The organism is Flavobacterium lipolyticum (genome assembly GCF_020905335.1).
Classification (GTDB): Bacteria; Bacteroidota; Bacteroidia; order Flavobacteriales; family Flavobacteriaceae; genus Flavobacterium; species Flavobacterium lipolyticum.
The window spans coordinates 3795726-3814371 of sequence record NZ_JAJJMN010000001.1 but is presented as its reverse complement, the minus strand read 5'-3'; the positions used below and the strand labels follow the sequence as shown (position 1 = coordinate 3814371).

General features: G+C 36.0%; 17 protein-coding genes. 7 read left to right on the top strand and 10 right to left on the bottom strand.

Annotation, left to right across the window (positions count from 1 at the left end; translation table 11 throughout):
* Positions 1 to 10: 10 nt before the first annotated feature.
* From LNQ34_RS16250 to ychF, 7 genes are all read right to left on the bottom strand, one after another.
* The gene (locus LNQ34_RS16250; RefSeq protein WP_230000460.1) at positions 11 to 1114 is read right to left on the bottom strand and encodes a PDDEXK nuclease domain-containing protein; all 1104 of its coding nucleotides are present in this window, start codon (positions 1112 to 1114) and stop codon (positions 11 to 13) included.
* Positions 1115 to 1134: 20 nt separating this feature from the next.
* Positions 1135 to 3006, bottom strand: a complete 1872-nt coding sequence (locus tag LNQ34_RS16245; protein ID WP_230000459.1) for a DNA topoisomerase IV subunit B — start codon at positions 3004 to 3006, stop codon at positions 1135 to 1137.
* A 161-nt stretch (positions 3007 to 3167) separates the two neighbouring features.
* Positions 3168 to 4343: a nicotinate phosphoribosyltransferase gene (pncB, locus tag LNQ34_RS16240; RefSeq protein ID WP_230000458.1), complete on the bottom strand. Its 1176-nt coding sequence runs from the start codon at positions 4341 to 4343 to the stop codon at positions 3168 to 3170.
* Positions 4344 to 4438: 95 nt separating this feature from the next.
* Complete coding sequence (locus LNQ34_RS16235) at positions 4439 to 5416, bottom strand: transglutaminase domain-containing protein (protein ID WP_230000457.1); 978 nt, start codon at positions 5414 to 5416, stop codon at positions 4439 to 4441.
* 3 nt (positions 5417 to 5419) lie between these two features.
* The gene (locus LNQ34_RS16230; RefSeq protein WP_230000456.1) at positions 5420 to 5944 is read right to left on the bottom strand and encodes an NADPH-dependent FMN reductase; all 525 of its coding nucleotides are present in this window, start codon (positions 5942 to 5944) and stop codon (positions 5420 to 5422) included.
* Positions 5945 to 6108: 164 nt separating this feature from the next.
* Positions 6109 to 6786: a TIGR02117 family protein gene (locus LNQ34_RS16225; protein WP_230000455.1), complete on the bottom strand. Its 678-nt coding sequence runs from the start codon at positions 6784 to 6786 to the stop codon at positions 6109 to 6111.
* A 341-nt stretch (positions 6787 to 7127) separates the two neighbouring features.
* Entirely contained in the window at positions 7128 to 8222 is a 1095-nt protein-coding gene (ychF, locus tag LNQ34_RS16220; protein ID WP_202701327.1) for a redox-regulated ATPase YchF, read from the bottom strand.
* A gap of 314 nt (positions 8223 to 8536) precedes the next feature.
* On the opposite strand from ychF, the gene LNQ34_RS16215 reads away from it, so the two are divergent.
* Positions 8537 to 11203: a TonB-dependent receptor gene (locus tag LNQ34_RS16215; protein WP_202701326.1), complete on the top strand. Its 2667-nt coding sequence runs from the start codon at positions 8537 to 8539 to the stop codon at positions 11201 to 11203.
* Between the two features lie 310 nt (positions 11204 to 11513).
* On the opposite strand, the gene LNQ34_RS16210 is transcribed toward LNQ34_RS16215, so the two are convergent.
* On the bottom strand, positions 11514 to 11864 hold the full coding sequence (locus tag LNQ34_RS16210) for a 4Fe-4S dicluster domain-containing protein (protein ID WP_017498411.1): 351 nt from the start codon (positions 11862 to 11864) through the stop codon (positions 11514 to 11516).
* A 152-nt stretch (positions 11865 to 12016) separates the two neighbouring features.
* Here LNQ34_RS16210 and LNQ34_RS16205 point away from each other — a divergent pair, with 152 nt between their 5' ends.
* The 6 genes from LNQ34_RS16205 to LNQ34_RS16180 all read left to right on the top strand — a co-directional run bounded on the left by LNQ34_RS16205 (position 12017) and on the right by LNQ34_RS16180 (position 17373).
* Entirely contained in the window at positions 12017 to 13090 is a 1074-nt protein-coding gene (locus LNQ34_RS16205) for an acyl-CoA reductase (protein WP_202701325.1), read from the top strand.
* Between the two features lie 93 nt (positions 13091 to 13183).
* On the top strand, positions 13184 to 14254 hold the full coding sequence (gene serC, locus LNQ34_RS16200; RefSeq protein ID WP_202701324.1) for a 3-phosphoserine/phosphohydroxythreonine transaminase: 1071 nt from the start codon (positions 13184 to 13186) through the stop codon (positions 14252 to 14254).
* A 227-nt stretch (positions 14255 to 14481) separates the two neighbouring features.
* A complete protein-coding gene (locus LNQ34_RS16195; RefSeq protein WP_230000454.1) occupies positions 14482 to 15432 on the top strand; it encodes a D-2-hydroxyacid dehydrogenase in 951 nt (316 codons plus the stop codon).
* Between the two features lie 108 nt (positions 15433 to 15540).
* Positions 15541 to 16098, top strand: a complete 558-nt coding sequence (locus tag LNQ34_RS16190) for a hypothetical protein (RefSeq protein WP_230000453.1) — start codon at positions 15541 to 15543, stop codon at positions 16096 to 16098.
* Between the two features lie 483 nt (positions 16099 to 16581).
* Positions 16582 to 17022: a DUF6146 family protein gene (locus tag LNQ34_RS16185; protein WP_202701321.1), complete on the top strand. Its 441-nt coding sequence runs from the start codon at positions 16582 to 16584 to the stop codon at positions 17020 to 17022.
* Positions 17023 to 17055: 33 nt separating this feature from the next.
* Positions 17056 to 17373 (top strand): DUF6787 family protein, encoded by a 318-nt coding sequence (locus LNQ34_RS16180; protein WP_202701320.1) that lies wholly within the window; start codon positions 17056 to 17058, stop codon positions 17371 to 17373.
* Positions 17374 to 17525: 152 nt separating this feature from the next.
* On the opposite strand, the gene LNQ34_RS16175 is transcribed toward LNQ34_RS16180, so the two are convergent.
* Together LNQ34_RS16175 and LNQ34_RS16170 are read right to left on the bottom strand one after the other, a co-directional pair.
* Positions 17526 to 17819, bottom strand: a complete 294-nt coding sequence (locus LNQ34_RS16175; RefSeq protein ID WP_202701319.1) for a hypothetical protein — start codon at positions 17817 to 17819, stop codon at positions 17526 to 17528.
* 96 nt (positions 17820 to 17915) lie between these two features.
* Positions 17916 to 18638, bottom strand: coding sequence for a phosphodiester glycosidase family protein (locus LNQ34_RS16170; RefSeq protein WP_202701318.1), 723 nt, complete (start codon positions 18636 to 18638; stop codon positions 17916 to 17918).
* Positions 18639 to 18646 lie beyond the last annotated feature (8 nt).

Genomic DNA, 18646 nt, shown 5'->3' with positions numbered 1-18646 from the left:
TTTGTCAAATTTATTTACTTTCAAGAAGTTCCTTTAAAACCTCTACACTTGGTAATACTGTTTTGTATTTACTGGCAAAAATTTGCTCATTGTTCTCGGGCAAGGTATATTTTACTACAGCTTCGCTTTTATTCTGGCAAAGTACAATTCCAATAGTTTTGTTCTCGTCTTCCAAACGCATTTCTCTGTCATAGTAATTAACATACATTTGCATTTGTCCTAAATCCTGATGTTTAAGCTCTCCTATTTTTAAATCTATAAGGACAAAACATCTTAATATTCGATTATAAAAAACCAAATCAATTCTGAAATGTTTATCGTCAAAAGTGATTCTGTTTTGTCTGGCAACAAAAGTAAAACCATGTCCCAATTCCAGTAAAAAATGCTCTAATTTATTGATAATTTCTTCTTCCAGTTGTGATTCAGAATACTGATTTAATTCGGGCAATCCCAAAAACTCCAATATATAAGGATCTTTAATAATATCTTTCGGTTTTTCAATAATCTGACCTTGTTCTGAAAGTTCTAATATTCCTTCTTTATCACGGCTTAAAGCTAATCTCGTATAAAGTGCTGTATCATATTGCCGTTTTAATTCACGAACACTCCAATTGTATTTTTCAGATTCAATTTCATAAAAACGTCGCTCTTGTTCATCTTCAATTCGCATTAAGAAAATATAGTGAGTCCAAGTTAATTTGAAAAACGAAGCCAATGACTGCGCTTTTTGAGATTGAAATTCCTCAGCAACTGACTGTGATTTCTTTGTTTTCAATTCCCCAGTCAGTGACTGGGAAATTCTATTTTGCAATTTCGTCATCGGTGATGACGAAATTGAATAAATTTGATAAAATTTCCGCATACGATCCAAACTTTCAACAGAAAATCCCTTACCAAATTCCTCTGTCAATTGTTGAGAAAGGCCTTTTAAAAGCTGTTTTCCGTACTCGGCCCTGTCTTTTCCATTCTGCTCTTCTTCAACAATTATTCTTCCAATTTCAAAATAGGTAATGGTCATGGTAGAATTTACGGTACGCAAAACCTGTTGTCGCGCATTTTGCAATAACTCGGCAACTTGCTGAAAAATGATTTTATTTTGAAGACCGTCTGACAATAGTATCTTTTATTTAAATCTTAAACTTCTTCTTCAACTGCATCTAATTCCACTTTCAAATTCTTGATAATAAACTCTTGCCTGTCCGGAGTATTTTTACCCATGTAAAAAGATAATAATTGCTCGATTGAGGTATTTTTATCCATCATAATTGGGTCAAGACGAATGGTGTCTCCGATGAAATTTTTAAACTCATCCGGAGAAATCTCTCCTAAACCTTTAAATCGGGTGATTTCCGGTTTGGGTTTAAGCTTTTCGATTGCATCTTTTCGTTCTTCTTCAGAATAACAATAGATCGTTTCTTTTTTGTTACGAACCCTGAAAAGCGGTGTCTGCAAAATATATAAATGTCCTTCTTTGATTAACTCCGGAAAAAACTGAAGGAAAAAAGTAATCAACAGCAAACGAATGTGCATACCGTCGACATCGGCATCGGTTGCGATCACGATATTGTTGTAACGCAATTTCTCCAGTCCGTCTTCAATATCCAGGGCTGCCTGCAATAAGTTAAATTCCTCATTTTCGTACACAATTTTCTTGCTCATTCCATAGGAATTCAAAGGCTTACCGCGCAAACTGAAAACTGCCTGTGTATTCACATCACGCGATTTGGTGATCGATCCGGAAGCCGAATCTCCCTCTGTAATGAAAAGGGTACTTTCCAGATTTCTTGGATTCTTTGTATCGGGAAGATGCGCACGGCAATCTCTTAATTTTTTATTGTGAAGATTCGCCTTTTTAGCACGATCTGTAGCTAGTTTACGAATTCCTGATAATTCTTTACGCTCTCTCTCCGCTTGTAGAATTTTGCGCAATAAAGCTTCGGCCGTTGGCGGATTTTTATGTAGATAGCTGTCTAATTTGTTTTTGATAAAATCATTTACAAAAGTACGAACCGAAACCGGAGGTGTTCCGTCATCAGAACCCATATCAGTAGAACCTAATTTGGTTTTGGTCTGAGACTCAAAAACCGGTTCCATCACTTTAATACTAATCGCACTCACTATCGACTTACGAACATCAGAAGCTTCAAAGTTTTTATTGTAAAATTCACGAATGGTTTTAACAATGGCTTCTCTATAGGCCGCTAAGTGCGTTCCTCCCTGTGTGGTGTTTTGTCCGTTAACAAAAGAATGATATTCCTCGCTGTATTGCGTTTTACTGTGCGTTAAAGCAATTTCGATATCATGATCTTTTAAATGGATAATAGGGTATTCTAAATCTTCTTCGTTGATGGTTTCTTCTAATAAATCACGAAGTCCGTTCTCTGAATAATATTTTTCTCCATTGAAAATAATTGTCAAACCATTGTTCAGATAACAATAGTTCTTGACCATTTTGATTACATATTCTAAACGGAATTTATAATTTTTAAAAATCGATTCATCCGGCGTAAAAGTAACTTTTGTTCCTTTTCGCTTCGTTGTTTCAATTATATCTTCTTCAAGAACCAGATTTCCCGCAGAAAACTCAGCCCCTTTTTGTTTATCGTCACGAACCGATTCTACACGAAAATAGTTCGACAATGCATTTACCGCTTTTGTTCCGACACCATTCAAACCAACCGATTTCTGGAAAGCTTTTGAATCGTACTTTCCTCCCGTATTCATTTTTGAAACGACATCCACCACTTTCCCTAACGGAATTCCACGTCCGTAATCACGAACCGAAACCGTTTTATCTCTGATAGTCACTTCAATAGTTTTCCCTGAGCCCATTACAAACTCATCAATACAGTTGTCCAGTACCTCTTTTAGAAGAATATAAATACCATCATCAGGCGAAGATCCGTCTCCCAATTTCCCGATATACATTCCGGGACGCATACGGATATGTTCTTTCCAATCGAGTGATCGAATGTTATCTTCGGTATATTGATTTTGCTCTAGCATAAAGTGAATTGGATTTTTGGCTAATGTACCATTTATAGTCAAAAAATGAAAGCGTATTTTTTTTTTGTTACGAATAATAACAGCTTTAAACCCTATTTACATTGATTTTAAAATAATCCGCAAACCAAAAATATAAAAAATCAGCTTTTTGGTAAAAAATACTATTTGATTCCCAGCACTTCTTTTGCCAAAGCAATCATTTCAGGCGTTCCGGTATTTTTATTTTTTTCGTCAGAAAGTTTTACAACACCTTGCCACTGGTCATTATTCAACTTTACTTCTGTCAGTTTTATCACCATATTCATCGAAGGCAAACCGGCATCGTTGGTAAAATTCGTTCCGACACCAAATGACATTTTGATTTTATCTTTACAAAAATCTGCAATTCTTTTCACCTTCTCGTAATTCAACGAATCCGAAAAAACGATCACTTTCGATTTCGGATCAATTCCCATTTGGGCATAATGCGAAATTACTTTTTCTGCAAATTCAATAGGATCTCCGCTATCGTGACGTACTCCGTCAAAAAGTTTCGAGTACTTTTTATCAAATTGCTCAAAAAATACCGCTGTAGTATAGGTATCCGTCAGAGCAATTCCGAGGTCACCATCGTATACCTGCGTCCAATGTCCCAAACCCATCATATTAGCCATTTTAAAACCGTATTGGGCTGCATGAAACATAAACCATTCGTGGGCATGAGTACCCAACGGCCGCATATTGTTAGTCATTGCAAAATGAACATTACTAGTTCCTATAAAACTATTCGAACCAAATTTTCGAAGTGTCTCATTCACCAAGGCATGTACATCATAAGAATGACGTCGTCGGGTTCCAAACTCTAAAATCGAAACTCCTATTTTATTGTAATTGTCAATCTTGTCTTTGGTTATCCTTTTCAAAGCTTCATCATCCAGTCGAATGGATTGACCAGTCTTATAAAACAGCTCAGAAATCAAGCCCATCAGGGGTACTTCCCATAAAATAGTGCGATACCAATAGCCCTGAACGGTTACTTTTAACTCAGAACCTGTCTGAGTAATCTGAACCTCGGACGGGTCAAAGGTATAGCCTTGCAAAAAATCAAAATAAGTGGGATCCAGATAAGAACAATGATGCCACAAATATTGTTTTTCTTCTTTTGTCAACCGCAGGTCCCCCATTGCATCTACCGATTTTCGAAGTAAATCTCCAAATCCAGGCGGAAAAAAATGATTTCCTCTGTTGATAAAGCCGTAACGAACCTGAGCCTTTGGAAAAAGTTTGATTACAGCATGCTGCATTGTAAATTTATAGAAATCATTGTCTAAAATTGATTTCAAATAAGTTGTTTCCATAATCCGGCAGTTAAATTAATTTTATAACTGTAATGGCTAAGATACGCCAATTTAACCAAAGAAGGAAGCTCTTTAAGCAAAGATCATGCTTCGTTTTACTTTGAAAGTATCTTAAATGACATTATACCGTCACGAACAAGAAAAAAAGTAATATACGAGCCTATTTTTTTATCATAAATGACTTCAAATTCTAAAGCTCCATTTACTGCTTTAGAGTCTTCAATTCTGACAGGTTTTCCATTCTTCAAATAATAAAAAAGATCTGTCTTTGCAATATTCTTTATTTTAAACCGGATTTTGTCTCCTTCATTAGCCTTAATAATTCCTGAAGCCGGTGCCAAAATCTCATGATCTCCTTCTATTGCAGCATCAAAAAGTAATGGTCCGTTCAGAAAATCCTCTTTGTTTAATTTTTTCCCCAGATAAGTTCCGGAATCCGGAAAATGCTTAGCAAAAAAGTATTTGGGATCAGTGTCAAAATAAACGGGTGAAAAATGACTAACAGCCGCTTTTTTGCCACTGTCATAATATCCCTGCCCCCAGGTTACATCAACCAAAATCCATTTTCCATCCACCTGAACCATATTCCAGGAATGATTGGAAAACGAATTTTCACGTCCGATATCACTCAACGCTCGTTTAGAATCTCCTCGGATCACCTCACATTTCAACCCCGTTAAAGAGGCCAATTCCTGATACAAAAGTGTAAAACCTTCACAAACCGCTTTTCGGGATTCGAAAGTGTTCTGCCATGTTTTTTCCTTTAAAACTGCAATTTTCGCTTGTTTGTCCGCTTCATTAATATAGGTAAATCGAAGCGGTTTTGGCGGATTCAGATAGGCTTTGTAATCGTATTTTATGTTTAAAGCAATCCAGCTGTAAATAGCCCTCGCTTTATCATAATCGGAAGTAAAATCTTTTTGTATTCTTTCTGCCAGACTTTCTACTGAAGTAAAATTAGCAGGATACTTTAACACCGTATTATCAATCGTATTGTACTTTTGCGCGTTGACACGAGGCAGAAAGATGAAACTCAGGAAGAAAACAGCAAGGACAATCTTTTTTGGGATCATAAATTAGAAACTGGACTTAATAATGTCTTTTAATTCTCTATTTAACTCTTCATTTGAGATTTTATTTTCCTCCAAGTCAAAATTCGCATTAAATGCCGGCAATGAAAAAGTAGCTTTAATTTGTGCTCCGTATCTTGGCAAAGCGTTATTGGCGATTTCCAAAACCGAAGCTCCTCCTCTTGCTCCCGGCGAAGTAGCCATTAAAAGCATTGGTTTTTGCTGAAAAATTTCTTTCATGATCCTCGAACTCCAATCAAACAAATTCTTGAAAGCTGCAGAGTAATTCCCGTTGTTTTCTGCCAAAGAAATTACCAAAAGATCTGCATTTTCAATCTTTTGCAAAAATGTTTTTGCCAGCTCATGCTGACCAATTTCTTTTTCTAAATCGACACTGAACAAGGGCATGGCAAAATCATTAAGATCTAAAACCTCAACTGTTCCATTGTCGAATAAACTTGCCGCATAAGTCGCCAGCTGTTTGTTTATCGAATGCTGACTGTTACTCCCTCCAAAGGCTACAATTTTCATATTTGTTATGGTTTAATTTCAAAAACAGCTTTTTCAAATAGCTTTTATATAATCATTATTATCTCTTCAGGACTAAACAAGCTTTATCCCAAAACATAAAAGTACCTTTTTATTTTATCAATCCTTTTGTCAAAAGATTATTTCTTAAAATACATCTTTAATTTTTACTTATAATGACAAAAGATTCCTTTATCATAAACCGTCCATAAACTCGCTTTTTGATTCGCCGCTTTTAACGCGCAGTTTGCCCAGGTGTTACACGTATAAAACAGACTATAACTTCCTTTAGCCTCATAAAAAGCATCCTTTTTCCCGTAACTATGGCCTTCAATCCATTCAGGATTCTCCGGATTATTAAAACTCTCTGAAATATAGTTTACTAATTTTTGATAGTTTTCTTTAGAAACCAGAATACGTTTGCAATCTTCTCCTTCGCGTAATTGCTTAAAAAATGTGGTATGCATGGCTGACGAACTTACACCAAAAATAGCTTTTAAAGCCGTACTGGCTTTTAAATCTGACCATTCAGGTGTATCGAGATAAAAACCTTTATCACCCCAGCCAAAAGCTACAAATTTTGCCAATGTATCGTTGGATTCTGTCTGATCAAACTGAATTTCCTTTCTCCAATCTTTGACTTCACTAACGATCGGAACCACTATATCGGTGTGCACTCCGTTGGAAAGAATATAAATCGGGATTGCGTTTTGTTCGTCAATTTTGTCCATAGTGGAGTTAACTGTAATTCTGGAGATCAATAATACAGCTGTCACATATAAAGCAAGAAAAGCAAAGATTCCGAAAAGTGTCCAGCCCAGAAATTTGAAAGATTTTTTTAGCATTTTGATTGGTTATTTTTAGATTGATAATTGGTTGATTTTTCTGTAACCAATTTTTGAGCCAATTTTTTTTGCTTCTTACAAATTACAAACCGACTATACAGATTCGCGCACGCGAAAGCGCGGATTTAAACGGATTTTTAAGTTCATTTTTTTTTATTTCGAGGAACGAGACTCGAAATAAAAAACGATGCGAAGCTTCGACTTCGTACAATCTGACAATGGCTTTCTTCAACCTCAAAATACAACTAACAATAACTTTTGTGCATAAAAAAAACTGCTGAATTGCTCCAGCAGTTTTAGTCTATCTTCTTTGTTCTCTATTCTATCTTCTCTAAAAAAGATTAAACGTTGAAACGGAAATGCATTACATCACCATCTTTTACGATATATTCTTTTCCTTCAACTTTGAACTTACCTGCTTCTTTTGCTTTTGCTTCAGAACCGTACTGAACGTAATCTTCGTATGAAATTACCTCGGCACGAATGAATCCTTTTTCAAAATCAGTATGAATAACTCCGGCAGCTTGTGGTGCTGTAGCTCCAATATTGATGGTCCAGGCACGAACTTCTTTTACACCTGCTGTAAAATAAGTTTGTTGTTTTAATAATTTGTATGCTGCACGAATTAGTACAGAAGCTCCCGGCTCAGTCAATCCCATATCTTCAAGGAAAACCTGACGCTCTTCGTAGCTTTCTAATTCTGTAATATCCGCTTCTGCTCCTACTGAAAGAATGATAACTTCAGCTTCTTCGTCTTTTACCAATTCACGAACCTGATCTACATATTTATTTCCGTTTACAGCTGAACTTTCGTCAACATTACAAACGTATAATACCGGCTTAGCCGTAATCAATTGAAAACCTTCCATCAAAACTTCTTCGTCGTTGCTTTGAGGAATAATAGTTCTGGCAGATTTTGCCTGCAATAACGCTTCTCTGATACGGTTTAACAAAGCTTCTTCCGTCTGAGCTTCTTTGTTTCCGGTTTTAGCGGCGCGTTTTACTTTCTCCAAACGTTTCTCGATTGTTTCCAAATCTTTCAACTGAAGTTCAATATCAATCGTTTCTTTATCACGAATTGGGTTTACATTACCATCAACGTGAACGATGTTATCGTTATCAAAACAGCGTAAAACGTGAATAATAGCATTACACTCTCTAATGTTTCCTAAAAACTGGTTTCCAAGACCTTCTCCTTTACTAGCACCTTTTACCAAACCTGCGATATCAACGATATCCACAGTTGCCATTTGTACACGCTCTGGTTTAACTAATTCTTCCAGTTTGTTAATTCTTGGATCCGGAACGTTTACAACTCCAATATTGGGTTCGATTGTACAAAACGGAAAGTTGGCACTCTGCGCTTTTGCATTAGACAAACAATTAAATAATGTTGATTTTCCAACATTTGGTAATCCTACAATTCCTGCTTTCATCTGTTGATTCTATTTGTTTTTTATGTAACCCTTTTTCTTTCGAGTCTTTTTTATACCGGTTTTTCAGTATACCAAAGTCGTTTTTAACAGGTTATAATTTTCGTATTCCTTTTGTACTTGTGCCGAAATAGTATTTTTTGGCTTTAAAATTTTGCAAATATAAGATTTAATAGCTCGCAATTGAAGTAAAAATGACGATTAATGTTTTTTAAGGTTACCTCATTAAAAAAAATAAACTTCTTATTAATTTTTTGTTAAAAATAATTACTTTTATAACAAACGAACAAAAACCAATAAACCAAACTCAATTAACCATGAAAAAGATTGCATTATTAATAATACTGTTCAACACAGCATTTCTATTCGCCCAAAAAGAAGTATCAGGAGTTGTGAGAGATAAATCAGGTAATCCGCTTCCGGGAGTTAATATCCTTGAAAAAGGAACTACAAACGGCGTATCTACCAATTTTGAAGGAGGTTACCTTATAAAAGTAAAAGAAGGTGCCATCTTAATTTTTAGCTACGTTGGCTATACCAATGTAGAAAAATCCTCTTCAAATAGTAAAACTGACGTTATTTTAGACGAAAACGGAGGTCAGGTCCTGAATGATGTCGTAATCGTAGGATCAAGAAATACTAAGAGAACCGTGGTGAATTCGGCCGTTCCGATTGACGTTATTAGCGTAAAAGATGTCACGACACAAAGCGGTAAAATAGAGATCAATCAATTGTTACAATATGTTGCTCCTTCGTTTAATGCCAACAAACAATCCGGATCTGATGGTGCCGATCACGTGGACCCTGCTTCGCTGAGAGGTCTGGGACCGGATCAGACTTTGGTTTTGATTAACGGAAAAAGAAGACATCAGTCATCCTTAATCAATTTATTTGGTACCCGCGGACGTGGAAATACAGGAACCGATTTAAATGCCATACCTGCTACTGCCATCAAAAGAATTGAAATCCTTAGAGATGGCGCCGCTGCCCAATACGGTTCGGATGCCATTGCCGGAGTTATTAATATTGTACTAAATGACAATGTCGACGAATTAACGGGATCTGTAACTTACGGAGCATTTAATACCAATGCAAAAGGTGATTTTCTGGATGGAACTCCAAATACCAAAAACTTCAGACTGGACCAAAACGGAAACGGAAATACTTATGGCAAAAACCAATCGTTTGACGGTGGATCTGTAAAAGTAGCCGCTAACTATGGTGTTGCGATTGGTGACAAAGGAGGTTCAGCCAATTTTACAACAGAATACATCAACAAAAACAAAACCCTAAGACCTGCTTATGATTTCAGAAAAGGTTTTGGAGATGCTTCTATTCAAGGTTTTAACTTATTCGGAAATTTATCGCTTCCGGTATCTGAGAAAACGCAGTTTTATGCTTTTGGAGGCCGAAATTACAGAGATACAGATGCCTATGCATTTACCAGAAACGGAGGAGAAAGAGTTGTCGAGTCTGTTTATCCGGGTGGCTACACTCCCAGAATTACTTCTAATATTATAGACAATTCTCTGGCAGCAGGATTTAGAACTAAAACAGCCAGCGGATGGAACATCGATTTAAGCAATACTTACGGTAAAAACCTTTTTCATTACTACATCAAAGGAACTATAAATGCTTCCTTAGAAGGGAAATCTCCAACAGAATTTGATGCAGGAGGGCACAGTCTGACTCAAAATACAACCAATTTTGATTTTTCTAAAAACTACGATTCGGTCTTAAGCGGTTTAAACCTTGCTTTTGGAGCAGAGTACAGAACGGAAAAATTTACTATTTTCTCAGGAGAAGAAGGTTCTTATGCGACTTATGATACTAACGGAAGACCTATAACCAACCCTACAACCCAAAGCGCGCCAACTATTCCAAATCCGGATTACGACCCTACAGATCCAACTTCGTCTCCAACCATTTCAAGACCGGGAGGTTCACAAGGTTTTCCAGGATACAGCCCTTCAAATACGGTAGACAAAAGTCGTACGAACTTATCTTTATACACTGATGCTGAGCTTGACATCACAGAGTCTTTTTTACTGAGCGGTGCGGTTCGTTTTGAAAACTATAGTGATTTTGGAAGTACCTTAAACGGAAAATTAGCTGCAAGAGTAAAAGCCGGACAGCATATTAACTTCAGAGGATCTGTAAGCACAGGCTTCCGTGCTCCTTCACTCGCACAAATTTATTACAACCTGCGTTTTACAAATTTTAATGCAGGAGGAGCTACCGAAGTGCTACTTGCTCCAAATAACAGCCCGGTTACCAAGGCTTTTGGAATTCAGAAACTAAACGAAGAAAAAGCGGTAAATGCCTCTTTGGGCTTCACGGCTACCTTTGGCGATTTCACCGCAACAGTTGATGGCTATTACATCAAAGTAAAAGACCGTATCGTTCTTACCGGATATTTTGATGCTAAACCCTTAAACCTTGGTGTCGATAAAGCTCAGTTTTTCGTGAATGGTGTAGACACCAGTACTCACGGTTTGGATATCGTTTTGGCCTGGAAGAAAAAATTCGGAGAGTCCTTGTTTAGTGCGACTTTGGTTGGAAACATCAACGACATGAAAATTGATAATGTAAAAAACGGAACTTTAGACGAGGGTACTTTCTTTGGAAAACGTGAAAAAGCATTCCTACTATCATCAGCTCCGGATAACAAATTTGGTTTAAACCTTAACTATGCTAAAAATAAATTTGATGCCGGTATTGCATTCACCAGATTCAGCAAAGTAGTTTTAGTAGATTATACTGATGAAAATGATGTATACAATCCAAGACTAATCACCGACTTAACTGTTGGATATCAATTGACTAAAAACCTGAAATTAAGCGTTGGAAGCAACAACTTATTCAATGTTTACCCAACGAAACAAGATGAGACAGGCAACACTGAAGCAGGTGGTTACTGGGATGCCGTTCAGATGGGATTCAGCGGAGCATACTACTATGCAAGACTTGGGTTTAATTTTTAAGTAAGTAACCCATTAAAAAAACATGTAACACATAGAAACATAGATTCTGAGGCCATAAAAGAATCTAAAAAGAAGCCCGTTTCTTACGCATAGTCGCCTCTGTTCGCCTAAAATAAGTAAAACGCCTTATTTGAGTATATCAAACCTATGTTTCTATGTGTTTAAAAACAACTACCCCAACAGTTTAAGCAGTTGGGAACTTTATGCAATCAGACAAGTCAAAAAAAGCTCTTATCTGACTAAACAAAAACAAAAAATCCTGAGCGTTAACTCAGGATTTTTTGTTTATATCTAATACATCATTATTTCATTATTCACCGTGTAAAAACGCTTGTCTGTTCAACAAGGTTTCTTCGTCTTCAACGTGATTATCATCTGGCACACAACAATCAACTGGACATACGGCAGCACATTGAGGTTCATCGTGAAAACCTTTACACTCGGTACATTTTCCAGGAACGATATAATACACCTCATCAGAAATTGGTGTTTGTGCATCTTCTGCATCAACCTCAGTTCCGTCAGGTAAAATTATTTTTCCGGAAAGACTGGTTCCATCTTTGTATCTCCAATCATCAGCACCTTCATAAATTGCTGTATTTGGGCATTCCGGTTCGCAAGCCCCACAGTTTATGCATTCGTCAGTTATAATTATTGCCATTGTTTTATTAGTCTTAGAGTTAAAAGTCTTAAAGTTGCAAAGTCAAAAAAAAGACATCCCTCGCTTTTGACTTGATGACTTTTGACTTTCGACTTATTTATCCTTATTTTTGTGCAAAATTACAATCAAAACCTTTCATAAACAAATTACTTATGTTACAAAACGAAAAAAAACAGTCTTTTATAGCACTAGGTCGATTTTTAAGTCAGTTCTCTGAAACAGAAAACGTACGAAATGAATCGGTTTTAGGTAACGACCTGTTTTTTGATGATTTCATAAAACTGATTGCTCTTTCTCAATCACACAATGGATGGTATACTCCTGAACAGGTGCATTTTGCAATACATTCATGGGCAGAAGCTTTAACGGAAGAAAACATTGAAAAATGGCTTTCGGCTTACAGTTCAGCATTCGAAAAAGCAGATAAAACTGAAAAAACAGTTGCTTTAATCCTTGCCGGAAATATTCCGTTAGTTGGATTTCATGACTTTTTATCGGTTTTAATCACTGGAAATAAGGCCTTAATAAAAACTTCTTCAAACGATCAGCATTTATTGCCTTTTTTAGCCAAATACCTCATTTTTGTCGATGAAAATCTAAAAGATAAGATCACTTTCGTAGAAGGTAAACTCGAAAATTTTGATATCGTTATAGCAACCGGAAGCAACAATACGGCACGTTATTTTGAATATTACTTTAAAGATAAGCCGTCGATCATTCGCAAAAACAGAAATTCGGTTGCAATTTTAAACGGAAAAGAAACTCACGAAGAACTAGAAGCTTTGGGCGAGGATATTTTCAGATATTTTGGACTGGGATGCCGCAATGTGTCTAAACTTTTTGTTCCGAAAGGATATTCTTTTGATGCATTTTTCCAAGCTATTTTCAAATATCAGGATGTTATTCATTACGAAAAATACGCTAACAATTACGACTACAATAAAGCTGTGTTTTTGATGAGTAACTTTAAACTTTTAGACAATGGCTTTTTAACTCTAAAAGAAGATCCGAGTTACGCCTCTCCTATTTCGAGTGTCTTTTATGAATCTTATGAAAACATCGAAGACTTACAAACTCGTTTAGAAGCTGATGCTGAACAAATTCAGTGCATAGTGAGCAATGATTTAACTCAAAACAGTATTTCTTTTGGGCAAACCCAAAAACCACGTTTGTGGGATTATGCAGATAATGTAGATACTATAACGTTTTTGTTAACAACAAATTAAAAATATGTTCAATTATTTCGAATTATTTATCGCTTTTTCAGCTCCTATTGCCGAAATTTGCGTCTTTAAATTTTTCGACTATTAACAAAAACCATGAAAAAACACAACTACAGCGCAGGACCTAGTATTTTACCTCAGGAAGTTTTTGAGAAAGCATCAAAAGCCATTTTAGATTTTAATGATTCAGGATTATCTATTCTTGAAATTTCGCACCGAAGTAAAGACTTCGTTGCTGTTATGGAGGAAGCTCGATCCCTTGCTTTAGAATTATTGGGACTTCAGGGAAAAGGGTATCAGGCTCTATTTTTACAAGGTGGTGCAAGCACAGCCTTCTTAATGGCCCCTTATAACTTAATGAAAGAAAACGGAAAAGCCGCTTATCTGGATTCCGGAACCTGGGCAACTGCTGCTATAAAAGAAGCAAAATATTTTGGAGAAACTGTTATCGTAGGTTCTTCAAAAGAAGCTAATTACAATCATATTCCGAAAGGATACGAAATACCAACTGATGCTGATTACTTTCACTGTACCAGCAACAACACTATTTTTGGAACTCAAATGAAAGAATTCCCGGCAACAAATGTTCCTGTGGTTTGCGACATGAGTTCTGATATTTTTTCACGTGAATTGGATTTCTCTAAATTTGACTTAATCTACGCCGGCGCTCAAAAAAACATGGGACCTGCCGGAACCACTTTGGTTGTGATTAAAGAAGAAATACTAGAGAAAAACGGAAGAACAATTCCAAGTATGTTAGATTACGCTAAACATATTAAAGCAGAGAGTATGTACAACACTCCTCCTGTTTTTGCTGTGTATGTTTCGTTACTAACTTTACAATGGATTAAAGAAAAAGGAGGAATTGCTGCAGTTGAAAAATTAAACAATGCAAAAGCAGAATTACTTTATGCCGAAATTGACAGAAATCCATTGTTTAAAGGAGCAGCAGCAGTTGAAGACCGTTCTAAAATGAACGTTACTTTCTTATTAAACAATGCCGATCACACTGCTACTTTTGACGCTTTATGGAAAGAAGCCGGAATTTCAGGATTACCAGGTCACCGTTCAGTGGGTGGTTACAGAGCTTCAATCTACAATGCGATGTCTATCGAAAGCGTTCAGGTTTTAGTAGATGTCATGAAAGCTTTGGAAACTAAAATTTAGTTTACAGTCGCAGTTTTTAGTTTGCAGTTTACCAAAAATGTGAATTGAACACAGGATTCCTAGCCCCGATAGAAATGGAGATCCTTTTTTGTTTTTTCTTTAAAAACAAAAAAGATCATAACGGATAGCGGGATTAGCTCCTAAACAAAAAAGAAAAAATTATAATATTATGTTTATCTTCTAATCTGTACGATTAAACAAATAAACAAATAAACACATAAACTAAGATGAAAGTATTAGCAAACGACGGAATTTCAAAAAGTGGAATTCTTGCTTTAGAAAAAGGTGGTTTTGAAGTTATTACAACAAAAGTAGCTCAGGAACAAGTAGCTAATTTTGTAAACGAAAATAATGTAGATGTCGTTTTAGTACGAAGCGCTACTAAAGTTCGTAAAGACATTATTGATGCCTGCCCGGGATTGAAAATTATTGGTCGCGGTGGTGTTGGTATGGACAACATCGATGTTGATTACGCAAAAAGCAAAGGAATTCATGTCATTAATACTCCGGCTTCTTCATCAGAATCTGTTGCCGAATTGGTATTTGGTCACTTATTTTCAGGTGTTCGTTTTTTACATGATTCAAACAGAAATATGCCTCTTGAAGGGGATTCAAACTTTGACGGTTTGAAAAAAGCATACGCTAATGGTACTGAACTAAGAGGTAAAACTCTAGGTATTGTTGGTATTGGGCGTATTGGTCAGGCTACTGCAAAAATGGCTTTAGGTTTAGGAATGAGAGTAATCGCGGCTGATAGCTTTATTCCTTCTGTTGACGTTAAAGTGGAGTTTTTTGACGGTCAGTCGATCACTACAACTATCGTTTCTCAATCTTTAGAATCATTGTTCAAAGAAGCTGATTTCATTACCTTACACGTTCCTGCTCAGGACGGTTACATCATTGGCGAAAAAGAACTGGCTATTATGAAAGATGGTGTTGGAATAGTAAACTGCGCTCGTGGTGGTGTTATCGACGAAGTAGCCTTAGTGAAAGCTTTAGATTCAGAAAAAGTTGCATTTGCCGGATTAGACGTTTTTGAAAGCGAACCAAAACCGGAAATGGCTATTTTAATGCATACTAAAATCTCATTGACTCCTCACATTGGGGCTGCCACAGGAGAAGCACAAGACAGAATTGGTACAGAATTAGCTTCACAAATCATTTCCATACTGAGCTAATAAACTAAAAATAAATTAATTAGGAGGGATTTATTAACATCGTTTAATAAATCCCTTTCTTTTTTTGATTAAATTTGAGTTTAAATTCTAACCTAAATTCTTTAAATCATGTTTGAACAATTAACACAATTAGTACAACAATACGGAGGAGATGCAGTGGTAAACAACGCTGCTGTCCCAAATGAGCATAATGAAGCGGTTATACAGGAAACTAGCTCTTCAATATTTTCAGGATTGCAAAAAATTGCTTCAGAAGGAGGTGCAGAACAATTGGCTGGCTTATTTAACGGAACTTCTAAACTGGACAGTTCTAATCCCGTTGTACAGCAAATAACACAACAATTAAGCGGGAGTCTTGGTGAAAAATTCGGATTAAGCAGCGCCGATTCAGCTGGTGTCGCTTCAGGTATGATTCCGCAGGTTTTGAATTCTTTAGTCAACAAAGCAAAAGATCCCAACGACAGTAGTTTTAATATTTCAGATATTATAAGCTCAATTTCAGGAAATAGCGGACAAGCTTCCGGTATTATGGACACTATTAATAAATACGGAATGCAATTCGGTCTGGACCAAAACAATGACGGAAAAGTAGATGTAGCCGATGCTGTAAGTCTTACTAAAAGTGGAGGATTAGGAGGGCTATTGGGGAAATTGTTTGGAAAATGATTTTTTTTTAAGGTGCTAAGATGCTAAGGTTCTGAGGCACTAAGCTATTCCCATGGTAACTTTAAATTTAAGTATTAAACCTTTTACCAAAAATATAAAGGCTGTTTGTTGAACTCAAACAGCTTTTTTTATTCACGAAAATCAAAAACCTTAGCGTCTCAGAACCTTAGTAACTCAGAACCTTTCTATGCAAACAGCCTTTTTTTTATTGATCAAAACCAAAAATCTTAGCATCTCAGAACCTTAGCACCTCAGAACCTTTCCTCACAAACAACCTTTCTTTATTGATCAAAACCAAAAATCTTAGCATCTCAGAACCTTAGGACTTCAGAACCTTTCCTCACAAACAACCTTTCTTTATTGATCAAAACCAAAAACCTTAGCATCTCAGAACCTTAGCATCTCAGAACCTTTCTATACAAACTGTTAAATACCTAAAACCTCTCCTCATTTATTCGTAAATTTAAGTCTCAAACAAAATTTATGAAAAAATCCCTCTTTATATTAGGCCTTCTCTTTACCATAATAGCCTGTTCGACAGCTTCAAAAAATACGGCTGCTACAAATACAGGCGGCAAGTCTACTGCCGCAGTAAACGATACGGTACGAATTGCCAACGATTCTTTAGAGTACGAAGTGATCATTATCGATAACGGCTTTAGTACCTGGCTGGCATCAAGAGCACTTCCACGAAATTATTACTCTTTAAGTTATCTCGAAAACAAAAACAATCTGTACGTAACCGAATGGAACAATCGTGTTTTACAGCCACAGCGCTACAGTCCGAATTTATATGAAATGAGAATTGATTATCAGCCAACGATTCATTATGGTTACGAAGTAAATTACCTTATTTATAACTATATGATTTATTTTCAAAATACTTACAAACAAAAGCTCGGAGGCTATGTTCCTATAAGATAATGTTCTTATATTTGTAATCGTTATAAATAAAGAATGAACAGACTAAAAAAACGTTGGGGCATCACCTCAAATGTACAAGCCATAATCATACTAATTGTTTTTGCCATCACAGGATCGGCATCTGCATGGCTGTCTAAACCTTTTTGCGTCTTGCTAGGCATTACCAAAGAGGATTTCGGAGGCTGGTTTACTCTAATACGACTGTTAATTATTTTCCCGATCTATCAGGTTTTACTGGTTGGTATCGGTACCATATTCGGACAATTCCGTTTCTTTTGGAATTTTGAAAAGAAAATGCTTAAAAATATGGGACTGGGATTTTTGTTCAAAGATTCAAAACCTCAGTCTTAATTTACCATAAAAGAGGTAAAATCGATTAAAAAAGATTTAAGATTGCTGATTAACGATTTTTGATCTCGTGTTGTTAAATAACGAAATAGTCGATTTTATAATGTCGTAACTATCTGAAATCAGCAATCAAAAATCTTAATTCGCATTACTCTTTACCCCCTTTTTGAAAAAAAGTAAGTATAAATCCAGGTTATGGTAAAGGATGGAATAATATCGGTTCCCGGAAGTATTTCTTCTATAAAAGTTAAAACACTCGCTACTTTCCCTACTCTTCCCGGATACATTTTGGTCATTATAAAAGCTGCTATTGGTGCCCAAATCAAATCGGCGGGCTCAGCAAAACCTAGTATACTGTAAGTCAGCATTCCAATTGCATCCAATGCCAGACCCAAAAGGAGTTTCTTTGTTCTATCGTCGTTCATTACTTTGGCTTCCTGCATTTTCATTGTATTTAGATATTCGAATTTAAAAAGAATTCTTTAAAACAAACTTATTTTCTAATGGTAATTTGTTTCTTAATTCCCATATAATAAACCTTTTAATTATTCTTTTTTTTCTGTTACTGCAAATAACGCACCAAAATTTCCGTCGGTCTGAATCCAATTTTCTGAAGGCACATACGCACGCGATACAAATCCATCCAGATACAACGCATTTTTACAACCTAAGCTTTTGAAATAATTTGCAAAATCATAAAAATTTATTTCCTTTTTCGACAATACAAAAATTACTTTTCCATCTGGTAAAATCCCTACTCCATTTCGAATATTCAAATTACTCGAAGCTTTATTAAAATCAGGATGAATTTTTCCGTCAATAACCAACATTGGGCCGGATTGAGTTGCATATTCTATTGTATTATCATTGCGAAAATCTTCTGTTTTACAAATTCTGGCAATTCTTTTTGTTGTCAGATAAAAAACACCATTTGGTTTTAAGTAGAAATTACCCGCTGCTTTTAAGGTATCTAAAGCAACCAGAATCTCTTGTTTTTCGATATAAAGACCTTGTGGCGAATTATCCCTTTTATACATTCCGCCATTCATGGCAAATTTTAGCGTTGCCTTGTTTTTCTCCAACCAAAGTTTGAGGTTCTCGATGCTTCCAAAATTTCCTCCTTTATCATTCTTCCAATATAATCTTAAATCTTGTTCTTTAAGATCGGCTTTATACACCACAAATTGATCATCAGCATATACTTTGACACCAACAAATAGCCCCAGAAGTATAATTATCAAAACTAATATCCCAATTTTTGTTTTCATCTCGCTAA